Annotated in this window: 23 protein-coding genes; 6 read left to right on the top strand and 17 right to left on the bottom strand. The window is 63.4% G+C overall.

All coding sequences use genetic code 11. The annotated features are described in order from the left end of the window. Window positions 1–205: 205 nt before the first annotated feature. From XI06_RS31625 to XI06_RS31635, 3 genes are read right to left on the bottom strand one after another with little or no spacing between them, the layout of a single operon-like run. Window positions 206–1144, bottom strand: a complete 939-nt coding sequence (locus XI06_RS31625) for a substrate-binding periplasmic protein (RefSeq protein ID WP_237889960.1) — start codon at window positions 1142–1144, stop codon at window positions 206–208. Then, a complete protein-coding gene (locus tag XI06_RS31630) occupies window positions 1141–1497 on the bottom strand; it encodes a c-type cytochrome (RefSeq protein WP_237864922.1) in 357 nt (118 codons plus the stop codon). The genes XI06_RS31625 and XI06_RS31630 overlap by 4 nt, the downstream gene beginning before the upstream one ends. A 9-nt stretch (window positions 1498–1506) precedes the next feature. Beyond that, window positions 1507–3171: a methanol/ethanol family PQQ-dependent dehydrogenase gene (locus XI06_RS31635; protein ID WP_237864763.1), complete on the bottom strand. Its 1665-nt coding sequence runs from the start codon at window positions 3169–3171 to the stop codon at window positions 1507–1509. Window positions 3172–3510: 339 nt separating this feature from the next. Here XI06_RS31635 and XI06_RS31640 point away from each other — a divergent pair, with 339 nt between their 5' ends. Beyond that, a complete protein-coding gene (locus tag XI06_RS31640; RefSeq protein WP_237864762.1) occupies window positions 3511–3903 on the top strand; it encodes an EF-hand domain-containing protein in 393 nt (130 codons plus the stop codon). 171 nt (window positions 3904–4074) lie between these two features. Continuing rightward, window positions 4075–4155, top strand: a complete 81-nt coding sequence (gene pqqA / locus XI06_RS31645) for a pyrroloquinoline quinone precursor peptide PqqA (protein WP_012029362.1) — start codon at window positions 4075–4077, stop codon at window positions 4153–4155. Window positions 4156–4352: 197 nt separating this feature from the next. Here pqqA and XI06_RS31650 read toward each other — a convergent pair whose 3' ends face one another. Together XI06_RS31650 and XI06_RS31655 are read right to left on the bottom strand one after the other, a co-directional pair. Further along, entirely contained in the window at window positions 4353–7532 is a 3180-nt protein-coding gene (locus XI06_RS31650; protein WP_237889959.1) for an efflux RND transporter permease subunit, read from the bottom strand. Beyond that, window positions 7522–8586 carry an efflux RND transporter periplasmic adaptor subunit gene (locus tag XI06_RS31655; RefSeq protein ID WP_237864760.1) on the bottom strand — a complete coding sequence of 355 codons (1065 nt, stop codon included), beginning with the start codon at window positions 8584–8586 and terminating at the stop codon, window positions 7522–7524. Before XI06_RS31655 ends, XI06_RS31650 begins: the two co-directional genes overlap by 11 nt. Before the next feature lie 211 nt (window positions 8587–8797). Here XI06_RS31655 and XI06_RS31660 point away from each other — a divergent pair, with 211 nt between their 5' ends. Then, complete coding sequence (locus tag XI06_RS31660; RefSeq protein WP_128950524.1) at window positions 8798–9007, top strand: hypothetical protein; 210 nt, start codon at window positions 8798–8800, stop codon at window positions 9005–9007. Between the two features lie 8 nt (window positions 9008–9015). Here XI06_RS31660 and XI06_RS31665 read toward each other — a convergent pair whose 3' ends face one another. Genes XI06_RS31665 through XI06_RS31680 form a run of 4 tightly spaced genes read right to left on the bottom strand, consistent with a single transcriptional unit; the run spans window position 9016 to window position 11830 of the window. Next, complete coding sequence (locus tag XI06_RS31665; protein WP_237864759.1) at window positions 9016–9369, bottom strand: hypothetical protein; 354 nt, start codon at window positions 9367–9369, stop codon at window positions 9016–9018. 47 nt (window positions 9370–9416) lie between these two features. Then, window positions 9417–10127, bottom strand: a complete 711-nt coding sequence (locus tag XI06_RS31670; RefSeq protein WP_271607173.1) for an ABC transporter ATP-binding protein — start codon at window positions 10125–10127, stop codon at window positions 9417–9419. Then, a complete protein-coding gene (locus XI06_RS31675; protein WP_237864757.1) occupies window positions 10117–10854 on the bottom strand; it encodes an ABC transporter permease in 738 nt (245 codons plus the stop codon). Before XI06_RS31675 ends, XI06_RS31670 begins: the two co-directional genes overlap by 11 nt. A gap of 1 nt (window position 10855) precedes the next feature. Further along, window positions 10856–11830, bottom strand: coding sequence for an ABC transporter substrate-binding protein (locus XI06_RS31680; protein ID WP_271607234.1), 975 nt, complete (start codon window positions 11828–11830; stop codon window positions 10856–10858). Window positions 11831–11917: 87 nt separating this feature from the next. Here XI06_RS31680 and XI06_RS31685 point away from each other — a divergent pair, with 87 nt between their 5' ends. Then, window positions 11918–12277 carry a hypothetical protein gene (locus XI06_RS31685; protein WP_237864756.1) on the top strand — a complete coding sequence of 120 codons (360 nt, stop codon included), beginning with the start codon at window positions 11918–11920 and terminating at the stop codon, window positions 12275–12277. A gap of 118 nt (window positions 12278–12395) precedes the next feature. Here the strand turns inward: XI06_RS31685 and XI06_RS31690 are convergent, their stop codons facing one another. Then, entirely contained in the window at window positions 12396–13214 is an 819-nt protein-coding gene (locus XI06_RS31690; RefSeq protein ID WP_271607174.1) for a quinoprotein dehydrogenase-associated SoxYZ-like carrier, read from the bottom strand. Between the two features lie 65 nt (window positions 13215–13279). Further along, complete coding sequence (locus XI06_RS31695; RefSeq protein ID WP_377803191.1) at window positions 13280–14071, bottom strand: quinoprotein relay system zinc metallohydrolase 2; 792 nt, start codon at window positions 14069–14071, stop codon at window positions 13280–13282. A 310-nt stretch (window positions 14072–14381) separates the two neighbouring features. Here XI06_RS31695 and XI06_RS31700 point away from each other — a divergent pair, with 310 nt between their 5' ends. Continuing rightward, the gene (locus XI06_RS31700) at window positions 14382–15215 is read left to right on the top strand and encodes a substrate-binding domain-containing protein (RefSeq protein WP_237864920.1); all 834 of its coding nucleotides are present in this window, start codon (window positions 14382–14384) and stop codon (window positions 15213–15215) included. Further along, a complete protein-coding gene (locus tag XI06_RS31705; protein ID WP_271607175.1) occupies window positions 15212–15784 on the top strand; it encodes a PQQ-dependent catabolism-associated CXXCW motif protein in 573 nt (190 codons plus the stop codon). Before XI06_RS31700 ends, XI06_RS31705 begins: the two co-directional genes overlap by 4 nt. A 156-nt stretch (window positions 15785–15940) precedes the next feature. Here the strand turns inward: XI06_RS31705 and XI06_RS31710 are convergent, their stop codons facing one another. The 6 genes from XI06_RS31710 to XI06_RS31735 form a co-directional block, all read right to left on the bottom strand. Then, the gene (locus XI06_RS31710; RefSeq protein WP_271607176.1) at window positions 15941–16240 is read right to left on the bottom strand and encodes a copper-binding protein; all 300 of its coding nucleotides are present in this window, start codon (window positions 16238–16240) and stop codon (window positions 15941–15943) included. 135 nt (window positions 16241–16375) lie between these two features. Then, a complete protein-coding gene (locus XI06_RS31715; RefSeq protein WP_271607177.1) occupies window positions 16376–16990 on the bottom strand; it encodes a hypothetical protein in 615 nt (204 codons plus the stop codon). After that, the gene (locus XI06_RS31720) at window positions 16987–17835 is read right to left on the bottom strand and encodes an ABC transporter permease (protein WP_237864750.1); all 849 of its coding nucleotides are present in this window, start codon (window positions 17833–17835) and stop codon (window positions 16987–16989) included. The genes XI06_RS31715 and XI06_RS31720 overlap by 4 nt, the downstream gene beginning before the upstream one ends. Continuing rightward, entirely contained in the window at window positions 17832–18638 is an 807-nt protein-coding gene (locus XI06_RS31725; RefSeq protein ID WP_271607178.1) for an ABC transporter ATP-binding protein, read from the bottom strand. Before XI06_RS31725 ends, XI06_RS31720 begins: the two co-directional genes overlap by 4 nt. Beyond that, on the bottom strand, window positions 18635–19618 hold the full coding sequence (locus XI06_RS31730; RefSeq protein ID WP_237872999.1) for a YVTN family beta-propeller repeat protein: 984 nt from the start codon (window positions 19616–19618) through the stop codon (window positions 18635–18637). Before XI06_RS31730 ends, XI06_RS31725 begins: the two co-directional genes overlap by 4 nt. After that, window positions 19603–20784 (bottom strand): ABC transporter substrate-binding protein, encoded by a 1182-nt coding sequence (locus XI06_RS31735; RefSeq protein ID WP_237864747.1) that lies wholly within the window; start codon window positions 20782–20784, stop codon window positions 19603–19605. The genes XI06_RS31730 and XI06_RS31735 overlap by 16 nt, the downstream gene beginning before the upstream one ends. Window positions 20785–20801 lie beyond the last annotated feature (17 nt).

Consider the following 20801-nt stretch of genomic DNA (forward strand, 5'->3'; position numbering starts at 1 on the left):
TATAGCCGGCCCATGTGCTTGTAACACTAGGCGTTGGTCGGATGCGATCCTTGCTTGTACCCCGGACGCAGCGGAGCGCTACTTCAGCGGTGCGCTGCAGAGCCGGGGCCCACGCAGCGAGGTGCACGACGCGGCATGGGTCCCGGCTCCGCGCAACAACGCTAAGGGGCGTTGCAGCGCGTCCGGGATACAGGAACGTTCTTGGTCACCGCTGAATGATTTTCGTCCAGACATCGCCAAGGATCGCGGGCTCGCGTGGCGGCAGATAGGTGAGGCCGGCCTGTTTGCCGAGTTCGGCGATCTTGCCCTCGGTGACAAGATCCGCCAGCGCCTTGTTGACGGCCTCGATCAAGGCAGGATCGCTGCCGAGTCCGACGTAGCCGCGGTTGGCACCGATCGGATAATAATAGCCGGAGGCGGTGATGGCCGTATCAGGATGCGCGGCGCGATGGGCGTCGTAGCGAGCAAGGTCAATCAGGGTCGCGTCATAGTCACCGCGATTGAGCGCGCCGAGGAGATCGTCGCGGCCGGGGACGAGATGGGTGATGTTGTCGATCAGCTTTCCCTTGTCGAAGGTCATGAGGATGGCGTCGCCGAGAGAGCCGCTCTCGATCGCGAGGCGAAGCCCGGCGAGATCGCCGATATCGGCAATCCTGCGCTCGCGCGCCTTCGAGCCGAGGACGACGGTCATCGGTGAGTAAACGTAAGGCCTGGTCGGCGCGAGCATGCCGAGCGCAACGCGGCGGCGCCGATCGTCGCGCGTGGCGCCGGCAAAATCCGGCAGCCGCGCCGTTTGCACGCCTGGCTTGACGAGCGAATCCGTCGTCAGCGCGTAGCCGCCGATCAGCGAGCAGCGTCCATCGGAGAGCAGCGCATTGGCCTCGAGCTGCGGGCTCGAATCCTCATCCAGCTTGCTCTCAAACCATTGGATTTTGAGCGGCCGTCCCATCCGGTCCGCGATCGCCTGCGCCAGCAGCACGTCGAAGCCCGAGTCCGGCTTGCCCTTGTGATGCGCCGAGAGTGGCGGACGGTCCTCGTCGAGACAGATAGCGAGGGGATCGGCTGCCCAAGCCGACGTCCAGGCCGCCGTCGCCGGAGCTGCGAGCATCGTCAGCAGCGCGACCGCCGCAAACCGGTCCTTCATGGCTTCCTCCGGCTCGAGATGAAGGCCCAGAGATTGCCGATGTCATCGTCGCTCAGAACATCGCCCCAGGGCGGCATCTTGTTGTTCTTGCCGTTCTTCACGGTGGTGACGAAACGCGTCCTGTCGTCAGGGAAGGCGCGCAGGTCCGGCGTGATGGTGCCGGAGTTCATCAAATTGGGGCCGTGGCAGTGCGAGCATTTTTCGGCATAGGTCGACTTGCCATGGTCGATCTGCGCCTGCAACGGATTGCCGTTCGAATCATCCGCGGCACGGACGGTCGCCGCAAGCGCGACCGTCAGCACCGCGACGGTGGCGAGGATCGCCACCGTCTTGTGAGATATGTGCCTCAAAATGTCTTGCCGTTACTGCTTCACCGCAAAGACCCAGAGCGAGCCGCCGGGCGGCACCTTGGCCAGCCGTTCGTCGCCGGAGAACAGCGAGTACACGCCGCCATAGCCGCTCGTGACGGCGACGTACTGCACGCCGTCCTGCTGCCAGGTCACCGGCTGTCCCTCGATGCCGGAACCGGTCTGGAACTGCCAGAGCTTCTTGCCGGTGTCGGCGTCGAAGGCCTCGAACTCGCCGGTCAGTGCGCCTGTGAAGACGACGCCGCCCGCGGTCGACAGCACGCCGGAGAAGCGCGGGATGTCGCTGGCCGCTTCCCACTTGGCCTTGCCGGTCATCGGATCGATCGCCTTCAGATGGCCGCGCGGTCCGGTGCCCCACTCCCAGGGATCGGTCAGGTCCATGCCGAGATACCATTCACCCTGTTTGAAGGTGGCTGGCTCCGACTTGTACTTGCCGCCGAAGGCGAGCGTGTTGGCGTAGGCAAGGCCGGTCTGCGGGTTGAACGACATCGGCTCCCAGTTCTTGCCGCCGAGGATCGACGGATAGACGGTGACCTTCTTGCCGTCGCGGGCATCCTTGACAACGTCGGTCTCGATCGGCTTGCCCGTCTTCAGGTCAACGCCGCTCGCCCAATTCACCTTCACGTAAGGATTGGCGGCGAGCACCTTTCCGTTGGTGCGGTCGAGCACATAAAAGAAGCCGTTGCGGTTCGCATCCATCAGCACTTTGGTCGGCTTGCCCTCGACATTCATGTCGGCGAGGACCATCTCGGCCACCGAGTCATAGTCGAACGGATTGTTCGGCGAGAACTGGTAGTGCCACTTGATCTTGCCGGTCTTGGGATCCATCGCCAGCACGGAGCAGGTGTAGAGATTGTCGCCCGGACGCACGGCCGCGTTGAACGGGCCGGGATTGCCGATGCCCCAGTACACCGTGTTCAGCTCGGGATCATAGGACCCTGTGATCCAGGTCGAGCCGCCGCCGAGCTTCCAGGTGTCGCCCTTCCAGGTGTCGCCACCGGGCTCGTCCGGCGAGGGGATCGAGTGGGTGCGCCAGAGATGCTTGCCCGTTGCAGGATCCCAGCCGTCGATGAAGCCACGGGTGCCGAATTCGGCGCCGGAGATGCCGGTGATGACGACGCCGTCAGCCACCAGCGGCGCGACCGTCATCGAGTAGCCTTCCTTGATGTCGGCCGCCTTCTGCCGCCACAGCTCCTTGCCGTCCTTGATGTCGATCGCAATCACGTTGGCGTCTAACGTGGTGCGGAACAGCTTGCCGTCGAACAGCGCGCCGCCGCGGTTGATGATGCCGCAGCAGACGATGCGCGGTGTCTCCGCCGGATATTCGATCTTGGATTTCCAGATCTGCTTGCCGGTCTTGGCGTCGACCGCCATGGTCGCATTGTGAGAGGTCACGTAGATCACGCCCTGATACACCAGCGGCTGCGATTCCTCGCTGCGATCGTCGTTGAGCGAGTAATTCCAGACCGGGACGAGGTTCTTGACGGTATCCTTGTTGATCTGGTTCAGCGTCGAGAAGCGCTGAAGATTGTAGCCCATCCCGTAATTGAGAACGTTCGACGTATCGGTTGCGCCCTTGACCAGTTGATCGGTCGTCTGTGCGCTCGCAACCGAGCATGCGGATATGACGAGGCTCGCGGCCATCGCAAGGCGTTTCATCCCGTTCCTCCCAATATGCGCGTCTTTTGACGCTGCGATTGCAACACTCTGTCGGAAAGCAAAAGCCGTCAATACGAAAGTCGAAACTGCGCTGCCGATATGTTGGATGCCAGGCACTGGTCACCTGAGGGAAACCTGACGAACAACTCCGACTTGCGCGCAGACGCTGAAAAAATTCCGTGGCATGATGCAAGGCCTGTAGTGAGCAGCCGCGTGGACAGTCTGGCTCCGCCGGTTGTGCAGTGCCATAGCTGCAATTCCGGACTTGAACCATGGCCGTCTTGCGGACTTATGTTGTCGCGAACCCGGCGAATCGGGCTCATGGTCAGGGAGGTCAAAATGATATCGCGTCGCTCAGTTGCGCTTGCGCTCACGTTTGCCGTGGTGTCCGGTCCGGCCTGGTCTGCCTCCGGCAGCGCCGTCAAGTTGTTCGACACCGACAATGACGGCACGCTCGATCTGGCCGAGGTGAAGAAGGCCGCAGCAGCGCTGTTCGCCAAGCTCGATCCGGACCATGATGGCACGCTCGATGTCCGCGAATTGCGCGGACGCTTGTCGGCGAAAGAACTCGCCGCCGCGGACCCCGATCACGACGGCACGCTGACGCTCGATGAATATCTCGCCGTCGTGGAGCAGCGCTTCAACGCCGCAAATCCTGACAAGGACGGCACGCTCGACGCCAAGGAGCTGAATTCGCGTGCAGGACGCGCATTGCTGCGATTGTTGCGCTGAGGTCATCAGCGCTTGACTGGGAGCGAAGGCGCTTTGCCCGAGAGCGAAATTTGCGTGTGTTACGCGATACTTCGCTGTGCTTGCGGTCCGATTCCAGACTTGCGCTGTGCTTGACGCAGCCCTAGGTTTTGCCCGGCGCGATGTCGCGCTCAATACTTGGGGAGACCCCGAATGGCCTGGAAAGCTCCGAAGATCGTGGAAGTGCCGGTCGGCATGGAAATCAACATGTACGCCTGCGCTGCGCGCAAGTAAGACTGACGGCTTGCCACGGCTTCGATGGCAGATGCCCTCGAAGCCGTGGTAGTATTGGAATTGTGGTCGCAGCTCGTCATGTGGCTCGCTCCGACTCGCCATTCACACAAAGCCACATCTGATCGAGCTTGGGCTCGGTCCTCTCCCGCTAAAGTCCGGCCTGTGTTTTCCGCGCACCGCCTTTCGCTGACGGTCGGTCAGTGTGGCTGAGTTTGAAGCTGCGTATCGTCGTGCTTCTGCGCCCCATCGGGGTGGTTCTTGAAACGCGCATATCGAAGCGCCAGGGTCGGCAGGACCAGCAGACTAAGTGCCATCGACGTCATCAATCCTCCAAGGATGACGATCGCCATGGGTCCCTCGATTTCACGCCCGGGCTCTCCCGCGCCGATCGCGAGTGGCAGCAATCCCAGGCCTGTCACAAGCGACGTCATCAGAATCGGAACGAGACGGTCGGACGCACCTTCGATCGCGGTATCGAGGTCCCAGACGCGACCATCGACGAGGACGAGATGTTCGTAGTGAGAGATGATGAGGATGGAGTTGCGCAGCGTGATGCCGAACAGCGTGACAAAGCCGACCATCGATCCGAGCGAAAGCAGGCCACCCGTCAGCGCCAAAGCGAACACTCCGCCGACGAAGGCAAATGGCAAGTTGATCATGACCAGCAACAGATTGCGCCAATGGCCCGTTACCATCGCAAGGAGAATGATGATGCCCGTTCCGGCCAGCAAGGAGTTGACGATGAGATCGCGCCGAGACCGGGCCTGGGCCTCGGCGGCTCCGGCAAATTCGAGGCGGGCACCGGTGGGCAGCGTGACCTCGCGAGCCAGTTTTCGTTTCGCCGCCGCTACGAAGGATTCGAGGTCGCGTCCGTTGACATTCGACGTGACCGTCTGAACGCGCTGCGCATTCTGGTGCTGGATTTGATACCGTCCGGAGGTTTCGTAAACGTCAGCGATCTGCTTGAGCAGAATGTAAGCTCCGCTCGGCGTGCGCACCGGCAAGTCTCCGATCTGGGTGAGCCGCGCTCGGACATGTGCATCGAGAATCACGATGACATTGAAGACAGCATTGCCTTCATATCCTTGTCCGACGATGTCGCCCTGATAGGCCGTGCGCACCAGCTCGAGCACCTCGACCGCATCGAGCCCCCAACGTTGCAGATCGGTCGGGCGAAGCGTCACATTGACCTGCGGCATTCCCGGCGGAGTTCGCCGCTGCACGTCGGCCGCACCCCCGACCTCGTCGAGTTCGCGCGCGACGTCGCGCGCGGCGCGGTCGAGTGAGTCGAGATCCGGCCCATAGATGTTGATGACGACAGCTGCGCTGAAGCCAGAGACGGTTTCTTCCACGCGCTCCGTCAGATAGGTCTTGCTGGAGAAGGAAATTCCCGGGAAGTCGGCCAAGGCGGCCCTGATGCGTGCTTCGGCTTCGGATTGCTCCTGACCCGAGAGCTCCGGCTCCAGATCGACCTCGAACTCGCTGGAGTGCGGACCAACTGTGTCGATGCCAGCCTCGGCTCGCCCTGCGTGCTGCGCTACCCTGCGGATGCCCGGGATATTTTGCAGCGCGTCCGTCATCAGTTTGCCGATGCGAAGGGATTCGTCGAGCGAGGTCCCGGGGATCGCGGAGACGTGCAAGATCAGATGGCCTTCGCGCAGATCCGGCAGGAAGGTTCCGCCGAAGAAGGGCAACATCGCTGCGCCGGCGATCGTGACAGCCGCGGCGGCCGCCATCACGAGCTTCGGGAAGCGGCCGATATGACGTAGCAGGGCCTGGTAATGGCGACGCGACCATCGCACCGCAGGCGGTTCATGCAGGCGCTCTCTGCCGCTTCTGCCGACGAGGAGCAGCATGGAGAGCGCCGGCGTCACCGTGAGGGCGACCGCGAGCGAGGCGATCACGGCGAGGATGTAAGCGATACCCAGGGGGGCGAACAGGCGGCCGGCAATGCCGGAAAGGGCCAAAACCGGAAAGAAGACCAGCAGTACCGCAAACGTCGCATAAGCAACCGCGGTGCGCACCTCGAGGAAGGCGTCGAGCACGACGCGAGGCTCGGGTCTCGGCACCGTCGCCCGGCGATTTTCGCGCAACCGGCGCACGACGTTTTCGACGCCGATGACGGCATCATCGACGACCTCGCCGATCGCAATCGCGAGGCCGCCGAGAGTCATCGTGTTCAGAGTCTCGCCCATCCATTGCAATGCGAGTACGGCCGCTATCAACGACAGGGGGATTGCAGTGCAACTGATGATCGAGGTGCGCCAGTCGAACAGGAATAGAAAAAGAACGATGACCACCAGTGCCCCGCCGATCAACAGGGCATTGAGGACGTTCTTCGTTGCGGCGTCGATGAAGCTGGCGGGACGAAATATGTCCGCATATAGCTTGACGTTGTCGGCCTCGAGGCCGGGACGCAGCTCTTGCAGCGCGGCTTCGGCGCGCGTGGTGATCTCTCGTGTATTCGCGCCATATTGCTGGCTGACCATGAGCATGATGCCAGGTGCGCCGTCGATGAGGGCGGCGCCAATCGGCGGTTCGGGAGCGGTTACGACGGTGGCGACGTCGCCGAGGACCACGCTGGCGCCGCCTTCGTGCAGAAGAACGGTGCGGGCAAGTTGGTCGGGCGTCAGTGACTGGCCCTGGGTTTGCAGCGTGATGCGCTGATTGGCGGTGTCGATGAACCCGGCGCCGCGCACGCCTGTGGCCTTACGCGCGGCGGCCAGCACATCGTTTAGGCCGACTCGAAAGCGGATCAGATCATTTGGACGGACCTGAACCTGCAAAGACCTGACGTCCTTGCCGTAAGTCGAGACTTGCGCCACGCCCGGGACGGCCAGCAGCCGTCGTGCCACGGTCCAGTCCGCGATGGTGCGCAGATCCATCAGCGATCGCTTGTCGGACGTCAGGCCGATGACCAGCACCGTGCCGGCCAGCGGGGTCAATGGCGTCATCGACGGCGGTTGAACGCCTTGCGGCAGTCGCGCGGCGACGACCGCGAGACGTTCCGTCACCAATTGTCGCGCGCGGTAGATATCGCTGCGCGGCTGGAAGACGACGGTTACGACCGAGAGGCCCTGGATCGATGACGAGCGCAGACTCTCGACGCCGGCCAGGCCATTGATCGACGTCTCGATCGGCTGTGTGACCAGGATCTCGACGTGCTCCGGGCTGAGGCCAGGGGCTTCGGTTTGTATGGTCACCTGAGGCGGGGCGAATTCGGGAAAGACCCCGTATTTGGCTTCGCCGATTGCGAACAAGCCGTAGCCCAGCAGAGCAAAGGAAAGCGCCAGCACGATGCCGCGGAAGCGGATGGCGAATGCGACGAGAGCGGCTTGTGGGCCTGACCTGCCGGAGCCGGTGTCATCAGTCGTCATCGCCGCCCCGAAGCTCGCTCTTGGCCTCTTCGGACAGCAGGACTTGTGCTCCGCGCATGACGATTTCGGATCCGGATGGGATGTCCCGGACGACATAGTCGTCGTCTGAGACCGGCTGATCCGTGCTGATCGGGTGCCGTCGGAAGCTGTCGGGGCTCACGCGCAGGTAAACCCACGATCGCCCCTGCCATCGCACGATCGCGGTGTCCTCGATGAATACACCCTCATAGGTGTTACCTGACGGCACATAGACAGTGGTGTTCATGCCCGGCAGTAGGCCGCTGTCCCCCGGCACGGAGAAGAAATAGCTCAATCCCTGAATACGAGGGTCGGTGCGCGTTGCCGGAGAGATGTACTGGAGATCGATATTGGCATTCCGCGTCGGTGCCTGCGCCAGAGCCGTTCCCGGAGTGCCGGTGACGGTCACGCCGGGCGGCAGTGTCACCTGAACCAGCAGCTGGTCGCGTTCGATTAGTTTGACAACGGCAGGCGAGCGCTCGACGATTCCCCGGCCGACGACTGGCCCCCATTCCTGCTGTGCCGTAGCGGTGAGAGTTCTGAGCTGCGATTCTGCCGCGGCCAGTGCGGCCTTGTCGACCCGCAGCGTTCCCTCCGCGGTCTCGGCTTCTTTCTTCGGAAGGGCGGCGGAGTCGACGAGATTCTTGGTGCGGTCGTAGGCGCTCTTGGCGACTTCGAGCTTGGCCTGCGCTGTCTGGAATTGAGCTTGCGCATTGGCGTAGTTGTTTGTGAGCTCCGTAATGCGGGAGATATCGAGCACGGCACCATAGGCGCGGAATTGCTCCGGATGTGGCGCGGCTTCCAGAAGCGCGGTTTCGAGCCCGATCTGTGTTTGCTGGCTCGGCGTCAGCTTGACCACGGGCTGGTCGCTGTCTGCGGTGCCGGAAGGCGCGGTGCGGGCAGAATTCGATTTGTCCGGCGGTGCCTCGGCAGCAGCTCGCCGGATGTAACCCGTGACAGCCCAGGTGCTGGCCAAAAGCACCAGCACGCAGACTGCGGCCGCGACGCCGCGGCGGGAGGTTTCCGTAAGAGCCATCAGCCTGTTAGCAGTTGTCGGGACCAGCTTATTGACGAAATCAACGGGCGGCAAGGCGCCGGCTGCACCTCTGTCACTGCGGCAACCGAGGTGCGTGTGGGAACGAAGCCATAACCGTTGCCCCGCATGGCTCGCGCCTGTTTGAAACTTCTGACTGCCCAGGACGTAGGTTTTTATGGTAGTTTTCTTCGATCCCTGAAGGATTCCCGGCATGAACCCGATCGACCTGGTGGTGACTGTGTGTGCGCTGCTCTCGCCTGCGACCTGCGAGGAGCAGCATCTGGTGTTCAACTTCGGCGGCTCGCCGGCGCAATGCTCCATGGCCGCGCCGCCCTATATCGCGCAATGGATCGGTGATCACCCGAAATGGCAGGCGGTGCGCTGGCGCTGCGAATATCCGCATACGCATGACAAGGCGTGATGCGCACGCTACTTCGTGCAGTCCTTTAAATCCTTGTCGGCGATCGAGAACACCGCGTCGGCCTTGATCTCGATGTCGCGGACGACGCATTGCCGTGAATTGGGATAGCTGACCTTGGCGTCGTAGCGGCCGGGTTCGACGCCGGTGATGCGCAGACGTTCGTCGTGGTCGACCTCCTTGTCCTTGTCGTTCAGGCACTGGTTCGGGCCCCAGTCGGTCTTGCCTGACGGTGCGAGCTGAAAGCCGGAGATCGTCTCGCTGGTCAAATTCCAGAGACGGATGCCCTTGCCCTTGGCCTGCGCGAGCGCCACGCCTGGCATCGCAACCAACAGGATGCCTGTGGCAATCAGCTGACGGCGCATGGTGACCTCCCTGGACAGTCTCGTTGAGCGCAATTGACCACGAGTTCTCATTTCGATTCAAGCAGCAAGGCCGCAAGCTCCGTCCTGATCCTGGCGAGCTCAACCTCGCTGCGCTCTGCGCGCGGAATCGGGATCGGCACCTCCTGCACGATGCGTGCAGGGCGGGGCGACAGGAAGAACAGGCGATCGCCGAGGCGGATGGCGTCGTCGAGGCTGTGGGTAACCAGCAGCGTCATCACGGGACGGCTTGCCACCAGGGTCGCGATCTCGTCGCGCAGGCGGCCGGCGAGCGCATCGTCGAGCGAGGCGAGGGGCTCGTCGAGCACCAGCAAATCGGGCTCGACTGCGAAGGCACGGGCGAGCGCGACGCGGCGTGCGAGGCCCAGCGACAATTCGCCGGGGAAGTGGCTGCGGTGCGCGTCGAGCTCGAGAATCCTGAACAGCTCCGACAGCTTGCCATCGGTGACGTCAGGCGCAGCAAGCCGCACATTCTGCTCGACCGAGCGCCACGGCAATAGCCGTGGCTCCTGGAACACCATGCCGATCCGCGCTTCCGGTGGGCGCGCGACTTGGCCGTCGAAGTCGCGATCGAGCCCGAGGATGATGCGCAGCATCGTGCTCTTGCCGCAGCCGGAGGGGCCGATCAGCACGCCGACCTCGCCGGACTGCAACGCGAATTTCAGGGGCGACAGCACCTCGTGCGTTCCGCCCGCAGCGCTCCGGTAGGTCTTGCCCGTGATCTCGACCTCAAGCCGCACGGGGCCGCCACCGTGTTGCGCGGGCTTCGAACGGCTGCACCAGCGCCGTCTCGATCACGAGCACGACCGCGGCGAAGGTCAGGGAGTAGGCGAGCAGGCGCGGCGTGTCGAACAGCTGGAAGGCTACGCCGATCTCGAAACCGACGCCATTCGGCCGCCCCAGGAGCTCGGCGACCAGCACGATCTTCCAGACCAGCGACAGGCCGGAGCGGGCTGAGGCCGCGATGTAGGGTGCTAGCTGCGGCAACACGACATGGCGGAAGGCGCGCCAGCGCGGCATCGCAAAGACGGTCGCCATCTCGTCGAGCGAACGGTCGAGTGCGCGCGTGCCTTCGCGCAAGGTGACGACCGCGGTCGGCAGCTTGTTGATGGCAATCGCCGCGATCGCCGCGGCCTCGGTGAGCCCCGCCCAGATATACGCCAGCACGATCACCACCAGCGCCGGCAGATTGAGCAGCAGGATCAGCCAGGGATCACCGAGCCGGTCTGCAAGCTTCACGCGTCCCATCAGATAGCCGATGGCACTGCCGAGCGACATTGCCAGCACGAAGGCGAGCGCGACGCGCGCGAGCGTGGCGCCGAGATGCAGGAAAAGCGCGCCTGAGGCCGCTTCCGCGATGATGACGTGGAGTACGACAGGCGGGGAGGGCAGTTTTGCACCGTCGACGAACAGCGCGGCTGTCCACCAGATCGCAAGCAACAGGGCAATCGACAGAAGGCGCAGCACCTCAGTCTCCGGGCACGGCGTGATAGAATGTGCCGGGATCGAGCTCCGCCGCCGGCCCGACCAGATCGCGGCTGCCGATCTCGGCCAGCACGCGATAGAGCACGCGCGCATCGGCTTCCTCGTCATTGATGCTCCGGCGCGGAATGCCGTCGCGATAGCGGTCGCGATAGGTCTTTAACATGGCCGGATCGGTCGCGCCGGTGAGCGGAGCGATCTTGTCCCAGGCCGCGTCGGAGGTGACCAGAAGCTGCTTGGCCTTGCGGGTCATGGCGATGAAGCGCGCCACGGCGTCGCGATGGCTCGCGGCCCAGCCCTCATCGAAGACATAGCCGACGGCGGAGACCGCGCCCTTGGCGCCGAGTTTCGGCAAGATCTCCTCGATACCGGCGAGACGCCTGAAGCCCTTGGCCTCGAGCTGGGCGCAGAAATTCCAGAAATTCAGGCTCGCATCCATCTCGCCGTCGAGCGCCTTGGCGGCGATCAGGGGGGGCGCGCCATAGACGATGGTCGCATCCGACTTGAGGTCGAGGCCGTCCTGCTTCATCCGCGCCTGCAGCAGCAGCCAGCTTTTGTCGATCGGGCCGCCGCCGACGCCGAGCTTGCGGCCCTTCAGATCGGCGAGCGTCTTGATCGGCGAGGATGCGGGCACCATCACTGCGCCGAGCGCGCTGGAATAGGGATAGAAGGTCAGCTTGGCGCCGAGCGTGCGCTCGCGCGACACCCAGAGCCAATCCGACAGCATGATGTCGGCGTTGCCGGCACGCATCGCGATCTTGCCAGCCTCGGGGCTCGCAAGCTCGGTGACCTCCAGCGACAGATCGGCCTCCTTGTCGAGCCCCGCCTCGCGAATCGTCGCCAGTTCCCAGGAGAACGTTCCGGTCTTCTGCACCGCAAGGCGGATGGTGTCGGCGGCTTGGGCCGGCATGCCCAGCGCCAGCATCATCGCCGGCACTATTGTTCGTGCCAAAACTCTCATCACCTTGTGAGCCATTTCCTCGGACAGAGTGCTTTTCAGGACAATACGCATAGCATAGCTTCCATCGCAACCAGCCGGAGGACGCTCATGGATTGTGCGGGACGGATACGACCGATTGTCGCCGCTGTGATTGTGCTGGCCGCGACCGTGTACGCGGCCAGGGCTGAGGAGGCCAATGACTATCCGACCTCGGCGCGCGCGGAATATGTTTACGGCTGCATGAAAGCCAATGGCGAGACGCGGCAGGCGATCGAGCAATGCTCCTGCTCAATCGACGTGGTCGCCTCGATCGTCTCTTACGAGCGCTACGTCACCGCCGAAACCGCGCTCAGCATGTCCCAGGTTCGCGGCAATCTCGGGACCCAGTTCCGGACATCCGAGCAGGCGAATGCGGCCGTGAATGATCTCAGACGGGCGCAGGCTGAAGCCGAGGTGAGGTGTTTTTGACTTAGCACCGTCATTGCGGGGCGCGCGAAGCGCGAACCATGGTGCGCAATTGCGCACCTGAGAATCTCGAGATTCCAGGTTCGGTCCTGCGGACCGCCCCGGAATGACAGCAAGGGGTCTACGTACCAGACTTCTCCACGTCCCACTCGTTCCGGAACAAGTGTCCGTCGGTGTCCTTGGCCTCCGCGCGGAAACGCTTGGCGCCGTTGGAGACATAGGTGAAGCGCAGGTTGGGATCTTCCGAGATCGAGATGCCGCCTTCCATCGACAGCACCGGGCTGTCGTCCTGCGTCAGCTTCAGCTGATTGATGAAGAAGGCGGGAGTATAGAGCTGCGTTACCTGATCCATCTGCAGGCCGGAATTGTTGGGATGGCCGATCATGATCTGGGCTTCACGGATGCGGCTCGCCGGCGCGTCCTCGCGTGCGAATTGCCGGTAGCGCATCTGGCCGAGGCGGTTGTTGGCTTCTTCGGCATTCTTCCCTGCCGGCGCCGAACAGCCGCCCGATGCCTTCACATAGGTCTTGGAGACGTAGAGCTGCCCGTCGCTGAGTTCGGCGACCGCATGCACATCGGTGTAATTGTTGACGCGCACGCGCGTAGAGATTTCGGTGACATTGGCATCCGGCCCGAGATCGAATTTCGCGGCCATCGGCGCCGGGTTGCGATCGATCACCAGCGTGATCGAGCGGATGCGGCGGCTATCGGCGGGCGATAGCTTGCTGCGCAAAGTCACCGGCACGATCGCCGCATCCTCGGCGCGATATGGCATCTCGATGGCGATGACATCAGCGCCGTCGTTCATCGGACGGTTATTGAAGATATCCTGCACCAGGCCCGGCCAGGGATCGTAGGCCTCTTCGGCGCTCGCAGGCAACGCAAAGGCGATGCCGAGTAGCGCGGCGATCAGGGGCAGGCGGCGTGTGCATCCCATCATGGTCGTGGTCTCGCACGGTCGAAGCAGTCTGGGTCAGCGTAGCTGATCCCAACGTAGCGCGCCCGCTATTCCCATTCAATTTCAGAAAATGCTGCGGTTGCGTTGCGGGCGTTGTAATCGTCGAAAAGTTCCCAATGCGACCGCTCGGTCGCGGCGGCCGTGTCAGCCGCCGTTCGGATCGGCTCGCCCTTCTTGTTTAGGGCACGGACATCCGACAGCAGCGTCGTGAGATAACGCTTTTCATCGGCCAAAGCGGCAGGCCAGTCGCTCACAGGGCCGTGACCGGGGACGACGTGGATCGCCGGGACGGCCTCGAGCTCCTTCAGCAGGCCCAGCCAGCCGCGAATGCTGCCATCCATTACCGGAATGTGGCGGAGAAAGACGAGGTCGCCCGCGAACAGCGTCTTCGTGGTCTCGTCATACACGGTCAGATCGTTGTCGCTGTGCGCGGCCGGCCATGCGCGCAAGGTCAGCCGTCTGGATCCGAGGTCAACCGTCATCGTGTCCTTCACCAGCACGGTCGGCGGCACGATCTTCACGGGATCTATCAGTTCGCCACCCATGATGCGGCGGAAATTATCGAGATAATACGGTCCACGCGTCGCCAGCGCTTGCGGGAGCTTGCTGTGTCCGACGAAGCTGGTTCCCTCTGCGACAAAAGCGGCATTGCCGAAGACATGGTCGGGATGGCCGTGGGTGTTGATGACGTAGCGGATCGGCTTCCTGGTGTGGGCCCGCACCGCCGCCAACAGCGCCTCGCCTTCACGCAGGCTGCCGCCGGTATCGATCACGGCCACCGCGTCGTCGCCGACAATGAAGCCGACATTGGCGATATCGCCCTCGTTCTCGCGGGTCATCAGGGCAATGGCCCCGGAGTGCACGAAGATTCCGGCCGCGACTTCGCTCACAGGCAATTCGGCCGCCCCGACGCGTGCTAGCGTCGCGAGTCCAAGCAGAGATAGGGCTGCGATCTTTGAGATGAGCTGCGACACTTTTCCGCCTCAGTTCAGGATTTGCCTCATTGCACTGCAACACAACGAGCCAACACTAAGTTTGGCAAACAATAGAGGGTGCGTCCTGCCTTGCATGGATAGCATTCGAGGGAAATGAGGAGGAAGCGCGATGGAGGCCGGACGACATCGTCGCTGGTTGTTTTCACTATGTCTGATGGCGGCGTCTTGTGCGATCGGCGACGTTGCCCGCGCGCAGACGAGTGATGGTGGCGATCTCTCGTTCGAGCTGGTCGACCCGAAGGTGCTGCGGGTCTGCGCCGATCCGCGCAACATGCCGTTCTCCAACGAGAAGGGCGAAGGCATCGAGAACAAGCTCGCCGAGCTGTTCGCCGACAAGCTGCAGAAGAAGCTCGACTACGTGTTCTTCCCGCAAGCGACAGGCTTCGTGCGTATGACGCTGGGCGCGCATCGCTGCGACGTTATCATGGGTTTTCCCCAGGGTGACGACATCGTGCAAGGCACCAATCCCTATTACCGCACCACCTATGCGCTGGTGGCCAAGGCCGGCAGCGGGCTCGAGGATATCGACACGCTCGAGGATCCAAAGCTGAAGGGCAAGCATGTCGGTATCATCGCCGGCACGCCGCCGGCAACCAACATGGCGATCGCCGGGCTGATGAGCGACGCCAAGCCCTATCCGTTGATGATCGACACACGCTATGACAATTCGGCGCAGGCGATGATCGACGATCTTACCTCGGGAAAGATCGATGCCGGCGTGCTGTGGGGACCAATGGCGGGGTACTACGCCAAGAAGGCCGGCTCGCTGCACGTGACGCCGCTGGTGAAGGAGACCTCTGGCCCAAAACTGGTCTATCGCATCGGCATGGGCGTGCGTGCCGCCGACCAGAACTGGAAGCGGCAGCTCAACAAATTGATCCAGGAGAACCAGGGCGAGATCAACAAGATCCTGATCGACTTCGGTGTGCCCCTGCTCGACGAGAACGATCGGCCGCTCGGCGTGGAGGCGGCCAAGAAGGCGCCATGAGACGGCCCCTTGCCGCTGCGCTGGTCGCCGCCTTGCTGGCGGTGCCGGTATCGGCGCAACAAGATCAGGCGCGGCAGCAAGAGCCGTTCGAGCCGGAAGGCTATCGCGCCGACAATTACCGCGCGCCGGTGCCGGAGACCCTGGAAGGCGCGCGCGTGCTCTCGACGACCGACGCCGAGACGATCTGGCGCGCGAAGGGCGGTGCTTTCATCGACGTGCTTCCGCGCGCACCGAAGCCGAAGAACCTTCCCGCGGGCACGGTGTGGCGCGATACGCCGCGCAGAAACATTCCGGGCAGTCTCTGGCTGCCGGACACCGGCTATGGCGCGCTGCCGCCGGCGATGGATGATTATTTCCAGCGCGGGCTCAAGCAGGCCTCGCACGGCGACAAGGCCGCGCTGCTCGTAATCTATTGCCTCGCCGATTGCTGGATGTCCTGGAACGCCGCCAAGCGCGCGCTGGCTTACGGCTATTCCAACGTCGCCTGGTATCCTGAAGGGACAGACGGTTGGGAGCACGCGAAGCTACCGACGGAGGAGGCGCAGCCGGAGCCGCGGCCTGAACAATAGCCCCGGCGCTCTCCCCGTCATTGCGAGCGCAGCGAAGCAATCCAGGATCTTTCCTGCGAAGGCAATCTGGATTGCTTCGCCGCAAGGGCTCTTCGCAATGACGGCGTGGATGCAGTCTCGCTTACATCAATCAGTCCGACTGCGGCGACCTGAATCCTACTGCTTCTGCAACTTCGTCAGCGTGCTCGCCCCATCCGTATCGGTCGCGGTGTAGGTCACCCTGTCGCCGGCATGGACGGCATCCAGCATCGCGGCGTCCTTGGCCTTGTACTGCTGGAGCGCGCCGGCGCCGCCGGCACTTCCGCCGACCGTGCCCTTCTGCGTCTCCTGGATCGAGATCGTGTTGTTGAGCCTGTTGATGCTCGTGACCATTCCGGTCATGTCGTCAGCAAAGGCGTTGGATGTGAGCATGGTGATGGCTGCAGCGCTTGCGAGGATGAATTTTGCTGTTCCCATCGCGGCCTCCCGGCGTTTTGGATTCACGGGACAAGCCATCCTAGATCGATTTGGTTCCGGCAGATAGCGCGGCAAACATTAATGATCGTGTTGATATCGCGGGAACTTTTATGAAAGTCGTCAGCAGGGCTGACGCTATTCCATTTCCTGCTGAATGACGCGGCCGAGCGCGAACAGGCGCTGGTCGATCGTGGTCGGAACCTCGCAGACGAAGCGCACCACCTTGCGGCGGTCCTCAAAAATGCGGGTCTCCCAGATCAGCTGGTTGCTCATGGCATCGACCTTGGTGTCGTCGCGCGGCGTGGCGTCCTGGAGCGCCTGGAGCTGGATGGTCTCCTCGCGGATCTTGTCGGCGGCCTCGCGCTGCTTGCGGCTGACGCGTTCGAGACCGCCCATGACCTGGGAGCGCTGGGCGTTCAGCGTGTCGAACAGGCCTGCGAACAGCAGCTTTGCGTTGGTACTCTTGTCGGCGGCGGAGCCGGCCAGGAATTCCTTCACCGACTTCTCGGCCTCGTCCAGCGGCGTCTTGCGCGCCGCAAGCTTCGAGACCAGCGCGCTGATCTTGCCGTCGTCCTTCCACTTGGTCTCGGCGTCGCCGAGCTCCGGACCGGCCCAGACGGCGGCCAGTGAAATCTCCGGAACCTTGGCCTGCGCACACGGCCAGTTGGGATAGCGCGGATCGGCGGCGCGCGCGGCGGTGGCGGAGACCGCGAACGCAAGGGCCGCCATGGCTGCTGTCCGAACCTTCATCCTTCGCCTCCCGCAGGCCCGCGCCGTGCCAGCCCGCGTGACGGATCATAGGCGAAAATCGCGCCGATCATGAAGACGATTGTGCAAGCGCCGACCACGGCGAGCGAGATCCAGTTGATCTGCCCATACAGCGCAAAACGTATCAGCTCGACTGCATGGGTGAACGGATTGGCTTGGCAGACATAATAGAGATAGGGACTGCCCTCCTGTACCCGCCAGAGCGGGTAAAGTGCGGATGACGCAAAGAACATCGGGAAGATGACGAAGTTCATCACGCCGGCAAAGTTCTCCAATTGCTTGATGCCGGAGGAGATCAGCATGCCGAGCGATCCCAGCATCAGCCCTGATAGTATCAGCGCCGGCAGCACGGTGAGGTAGCCGATCGGAGGTGGCGTGATGTCCCAGAACCAGGCGATGATCAGGAACGCATAGACCTGGAGCAGCGACACCGCGGTGCCCGCCAGCAGCTTGCAGAACAAGAGAAAGCCGCGCGGCAGCGGGCTCACCAGCAGCGTGCGCATATTGCCCATCTCGCGGTCGTAGACCATCGAGAGCGAGGATTGCATGCCGTTGAAGAGCTGGATCATCGCCATCAGCCCCGGCGCGATGAAGACCTCGTAGAGGATGTAGGTTTCGTAAGGCGGGATGATGGAGATCCCGAGCACCTGGCGGAAGCCGGCGGCAAAGATGAACAGCCATACCAGCGGCCGCACCAGCGCCGAGACGAAGCGCTCGCGCTGATGCAGGAAGCGCAGGCCCTCGCGCCAGACGATGCCGGTCAGGCAGGTCATGTACTCGGCAGCCGTGAAGCCGCGTGGCACATCGCGCGTGGTGATGCTGCTCATGCGCCGCCTCCGGGCATCACTTGCGCGCCGGTCAGGCGCATGAAGGCGGTGTTGACGTCTAGCGCACCGGCCTCGGTGATGACGCGGTTCATGGGGCCCCGCGCCAGCACCTTGCCCTGGTGCAGCACCACAAGATCGTCGCTGGGCATGATCTCGTCGAACAGATGTGTGGCCCAGAGCACGCCGATGCCCTGCTCGGTCACGAGCTGGCGGACATGGCTGATGATGTCGGCACGCGCCTTGACGTCGAGGCCGACGGTCGGTTCGTCCAGCAGCAGCAGTCGTGGCCGGTGCAGCAGCGCGCGTGCGATCTCGAGCCGCCGCATCTGGCCGCCGGAGAGATCGCGCACCTTGCTGCCGGCGCGGTCTTCGAGCCCAATGCGGCCGAGCAGCTCGGCGCTGCGGGTGGCCGCCTCGCGCCGGCTGATGCCGTGGAGAGCGGCGTGATAGAGCAGGTTCTGCGTCAGCGACAGGTCGAGATCGAGCGTGCGCGGCTGGAACACGACGCCGAGCAGGCGCAGCGCCTCGCCGGGGCTCTTGCTGACGTCATGGCCAAAGATGCCGACGCGCCCGGTCTGGATGCCGAACAGCCGCGTGATCAGCGAGAACAGTGTGCTCTTGCCGGCGCCGTTGAGGCCGAGCAGGGCGGTAAAGCTCGCCGGCTGCACATTGAAGGAGACGTCGGTCAGCGCCCGGCGCGGGCCGTAGGCATGGCTGACGCTATCGATCGACAGCGCCGGCACCGCGGCGGGATCGGGCCGTGGCGTCTTGTGTAGTTCGGCGATGGGAGCAGGGCTGGTCATGGCGCGATCGTGATGCCCCAGGGCAGCTCGCCCACCTGAATGGTCTTGATCACTTTCTGCGCGGCGACGTCGATGACGGAGATGTCGTTGGAAACGCCGTTGGTCGTGAGCAGGTATTTTTCATCCGGCGTGAACGCCATGTGCCAGACGCGCTGTCCCACCAGGAGATATTTCGTCACCTTGCGCGTGGCGATGTCGACCACCGCGATGCGGTTGGCGGGCCCGAGCGCCACAAAGGCGGTCTTGTCATCCTTGGTCATGCCGATGCCAACGGGCTGGATCGCCTCCTTCCGCAGGCCCGGAATGTCGAATGTGACCTTGCCGATCACCTCGTGCTTTCCAGGGTCGACGATCGAAACGGTGCCGCCGATCTCGGAGGACACCCATAATTCGGAGGCGTCGTGCTTGAACTCGGCAAAGCGCGGCCGCGGATCGACCAGCACGTTGGCGACGATCTGGCGCGATGACGTGTCGATGAAATGCGCCATGTTGGTCGTCTCGGACGTGTTGATCAGGGTCTTGCCGTCAGGGCTGATGGTCATGCCCTCGGGCTCGACGCCGACCTGGATGTCGCCGAGGCGGGCGCGCTTCTCCAGGTCGATCACGGTCACCGTGTTGTCGTTCTCGTTGGCGACGTAGAGCGTCTTGCCGGCGGCATCCTGGGTGAACAGTTCAGGGTCGGGGCCGGAGGGCAGGGTGTCCACCACGCCTTGCGTCTTGGCGTCGATAAGCTGGATCGTGTCATCGTCGCCGACCGCGACCATCACGAACTTGCCGTCGCGGGTGAACTCGATGCCGCGCGGACGCTGGCCGACCTTGATGGTCTTGGTCACGGTCCAGCTGTCGGTGTCGATCACCGACACCGTGTTGCTCTTCTCGTTCGAGACATAGGCAATGAAAGCATGCGCGGGCGCTGCCGCCAGCACCAGTCCGGACAGCAATCCCACACGCAACATCCAAATCCTCATTTCAGCTTGCATTTGCTCTCCGGGCGATCATAGCCGAGCGTGTCGAGCTCGGAGACCTGGTGCAGAAACCCTTCCTGCGGCGATACCGACACCACCATGCGGCCGTCGACCAGCAGGATCGGCTGCCGCAGCTGAAGATTCCAGTCGCGCAAGGTGAGTCGGGTGCCTTTGAAGGCGGCGACCTCGAAATTCGGCCCCTTGATGAAGTCGGTGACTTTCTTGACGTCGCCGGAATTGGTCCGCGAGGTGGCCTCGCCAATCATGCGCACTGCGGTCCAGGCCTGCATGTCAAGCGCGGTCATGCGGCGCGCGTTCAGCTTCATGAAGCGATTCTGCATCTGCGTCGCGCCCCATTGGTCCTGCGCGGCGTCCCAGCTGCGCGGCACGAGGCCGGCCGAGCCCGCGACGGGGCGAGCATCCCATGTGCGATAGGGCAGATAGGCCGCGAACACCTCGCTTTCATCAGCGGCGACGAGCACATCGTAAGCGGGCGCCTGTTGCGTGAACACCGGCATCTGCCGCTGGATCAGCGTGACGCCGGAATCCGTGCGGCGTGCGCCGCCGGTGTCCTCGAAGGTGCGCTCCTGTACGATCTTGGCGCCGAACCGCGTCGCGGCGCGGCGGAGCGCGTCGGCATAGAGCTTGTCCTCGTCATGCGAGCCGACCACCAGAAGCCAGCGCGACCATTTCTTCCACACCAGATACTGGCCGAGCGCATCCGCCAGCATCGCGCGCGTCGGCGCGGTGTGGATCACGTTGGCGCGGCAATCGGCCTCGCGCAGTCGCTCGTCGATGGCGCCGGCGTTGAACAGCAGCGTGCCGCGGTCGCGCAAGGCGTCGGCCACTTTCAGAAGTGCATCGGCCGGCAGGTCGGCGACAATAAAACCATTGTGCTCGGCGAGCGCGGATGCAGCCTGGACCGGATCCTCTCCCTCCTTGATGCGGTGCTCCTCCAGCGTGAAGCGCTGGCCCAGGAATTTGCCGGTGGTGTTGTTGTCCTCGATCGCGAGCTTGGCGCCGGCGAGGCCGTCATTCTCGGCGGGCTGCTCGACCAGCGACAGTGTCGATCTGGTGCCGGCGACGCCGAGATAGCCGACGCCGATCGTCACAGGGTCGGCCGCGAGCGCTTGCGCTGCTGCCAGACACAGGCCGATCGGGCCGAGCAACCATCGGATCATGCTTCCTCCGTCACGTC

This window comes from Bradyrhizobium sp. CCBAU 11434 (assembly GCF_028128895.1).
Taxonomy (GTDB): domain Bacteria; phylum Pseudomonadota; class Alphaproteobacteria; order Rhizobiales; family Xanthobacteraceae; genus Bradyrhizobium; species Bradyrhizobium zhengyangense.

What these genes read in the sequence shown, in the direction of transcription:
- XI06_RS31625 (WP_237889960.1), bottom strand. Translation starts at nt 1,144, where the DNA reads ATGAAGGACCGGTTTGCGGCGGTCGCGCTGCTGACGATGCTCGCAGCT.
- XI06_RS31635 (WP_237864763.1), bottom strand. Translation starts at nt 3,171, where the DNA reads ATGAAACGCCTTGCGATGGCCGCGAGCCTCGTCATATCCGCATGCTCG.
- XI06_RS31640 (WP_237864762.1), top strand. Translation starts at nt 3,511, where the DNA reads ATGATATCGCGTCGCTCAGTTGCGCTTGCGCTCACGTTTGCCGTGGTG.
- pqqA (WP_012029362.1), top strand. Translation starts at nt 4,075, where the DNA reads ATGGCCTGGAAAGCTCCGAAGATCGTGGAAGTGCCGGTCGGCATGGAA.
- XI06_RS31650 (WP_237889959.1), bottom strand. Translation starts at nt 7,532, where the DNA reads ATGACGACTGATGACACCGGCTCCGGCAGGTCAGGCCCACAAGCCGCT.
- XI06_RS31655 (WP_237864760.1), bottom strand. Translation starts at nt 8,586, where the DNA reads ATGGCTCTTACGGAAACCTCCCGCCGCGGCGTCGCGGCCGCAGTCTGC.
- XI06_RS31660 (WP_128950524.1), top strand. Translation starts at nt 8,798, where the DNA reads ATGAACCCGATCGACCTGGTGGTGACTGTGTGTGCGCTGCTCTCGCCT.
- XI06_RS31665 (WP_237864759.1), bottom strand. Translation starts at nt 9,369, where the DNA reads ATGCGCCGTCAGCTGATTGCCACAGGCATCCTGTTGGTTGCGATGCCA.
- XI06_RS31680 (WP_271607234.1), bottom strand. Translation starts at nt 11,830, where the DNA reads ATGAGAGTTTTGGCACGAACAATAGTGCCGGCGATGATGCTGGCGCTG.
- XI06_RS31685 (WP_237864756.1), top strand. Translation starts at nt 11,918, where the DNA reads ATGGATTGTGCGGGACGGATACGACCGATTGTCGCCGCTGTGATTGTG.
- XI06_RS31690 (WP_271607174.1), bottom strand. Translation starts at nt 13,214, where the DNA reads ATGATGGGATGCACACGCCGCCTGCCCCTGATCGCCGCGCTACTCGGC.
- XI06_RS31695 (WP_377803191.1), bottom strand. Translation starts at nt 14,071, where the DNA reads ATGACCCGCGAGAACGAGGGCGATATCGCCAATGTCGGCTTCATTGTC.
- XI06_RS31700 (WP_237864920.1), top strand. Translation starts at nt 14,382, where the DNA reads ATGGCGGCGTCTTGTGCGATCGGCGACGTTGCCCGCGCGCAGACGAGT.
- XI06_RS31705 (WP_271607175.1), top strand. Translation starts at nt 15,212, where the DNA reads ATGAGACGGCCCCTTGCCGCTGCGCTGGTCGCCGCCTTGCTGGCGGTG.
- XI06_RS31710 (WP_271607176.1), bottom strand. Translation starts at nt 16,240, where the DNA reads ATGGGAACAGCAAAATTCATCCTCGCAAGCGCTGCAGCCATCACCATG.
- XI06_RS31715 (WP_271607177.1), bottom strand. Translation starts at nt 16,990, where the DNA reads ATGAAGGTTCGGACAGCAGCCATGGCGGCCCTTGCGTTCGCGGTCTCC.
- XI06_RS31720 (WP_237864750.1), bottom strand. Translation starts at nt 17,835, where the DNA reads ATGAGCAGCATCACCACGCGCGATGTGCCACGCGGCTTCACGGCTGCC.
- XI06_RS31725 (WP_271607178.1), bottom strand. Translation starts at nt 18,638, where the DNA reads ATGACCAGCCCTGCTCCCATCGCCGAACTACACAAGACGCCACGGCCC.
- XI06_RS31730 (WP_237872999.1), bottom strand. Translation starts at nt 19,618, where the DNA reads ATGCAAGCTGAAATGAGGATTTGGATGTTGCGTGTGGGATTGCTGTCC.
- XI06_RS31735 (WP_237864747.1), bottom strand. Translation starts at nt 20,784, where the DNA reads ATGATCCGATGGTTGCTCGGCCCGATCGGCCTGTGTCTGGCAGCAGCG.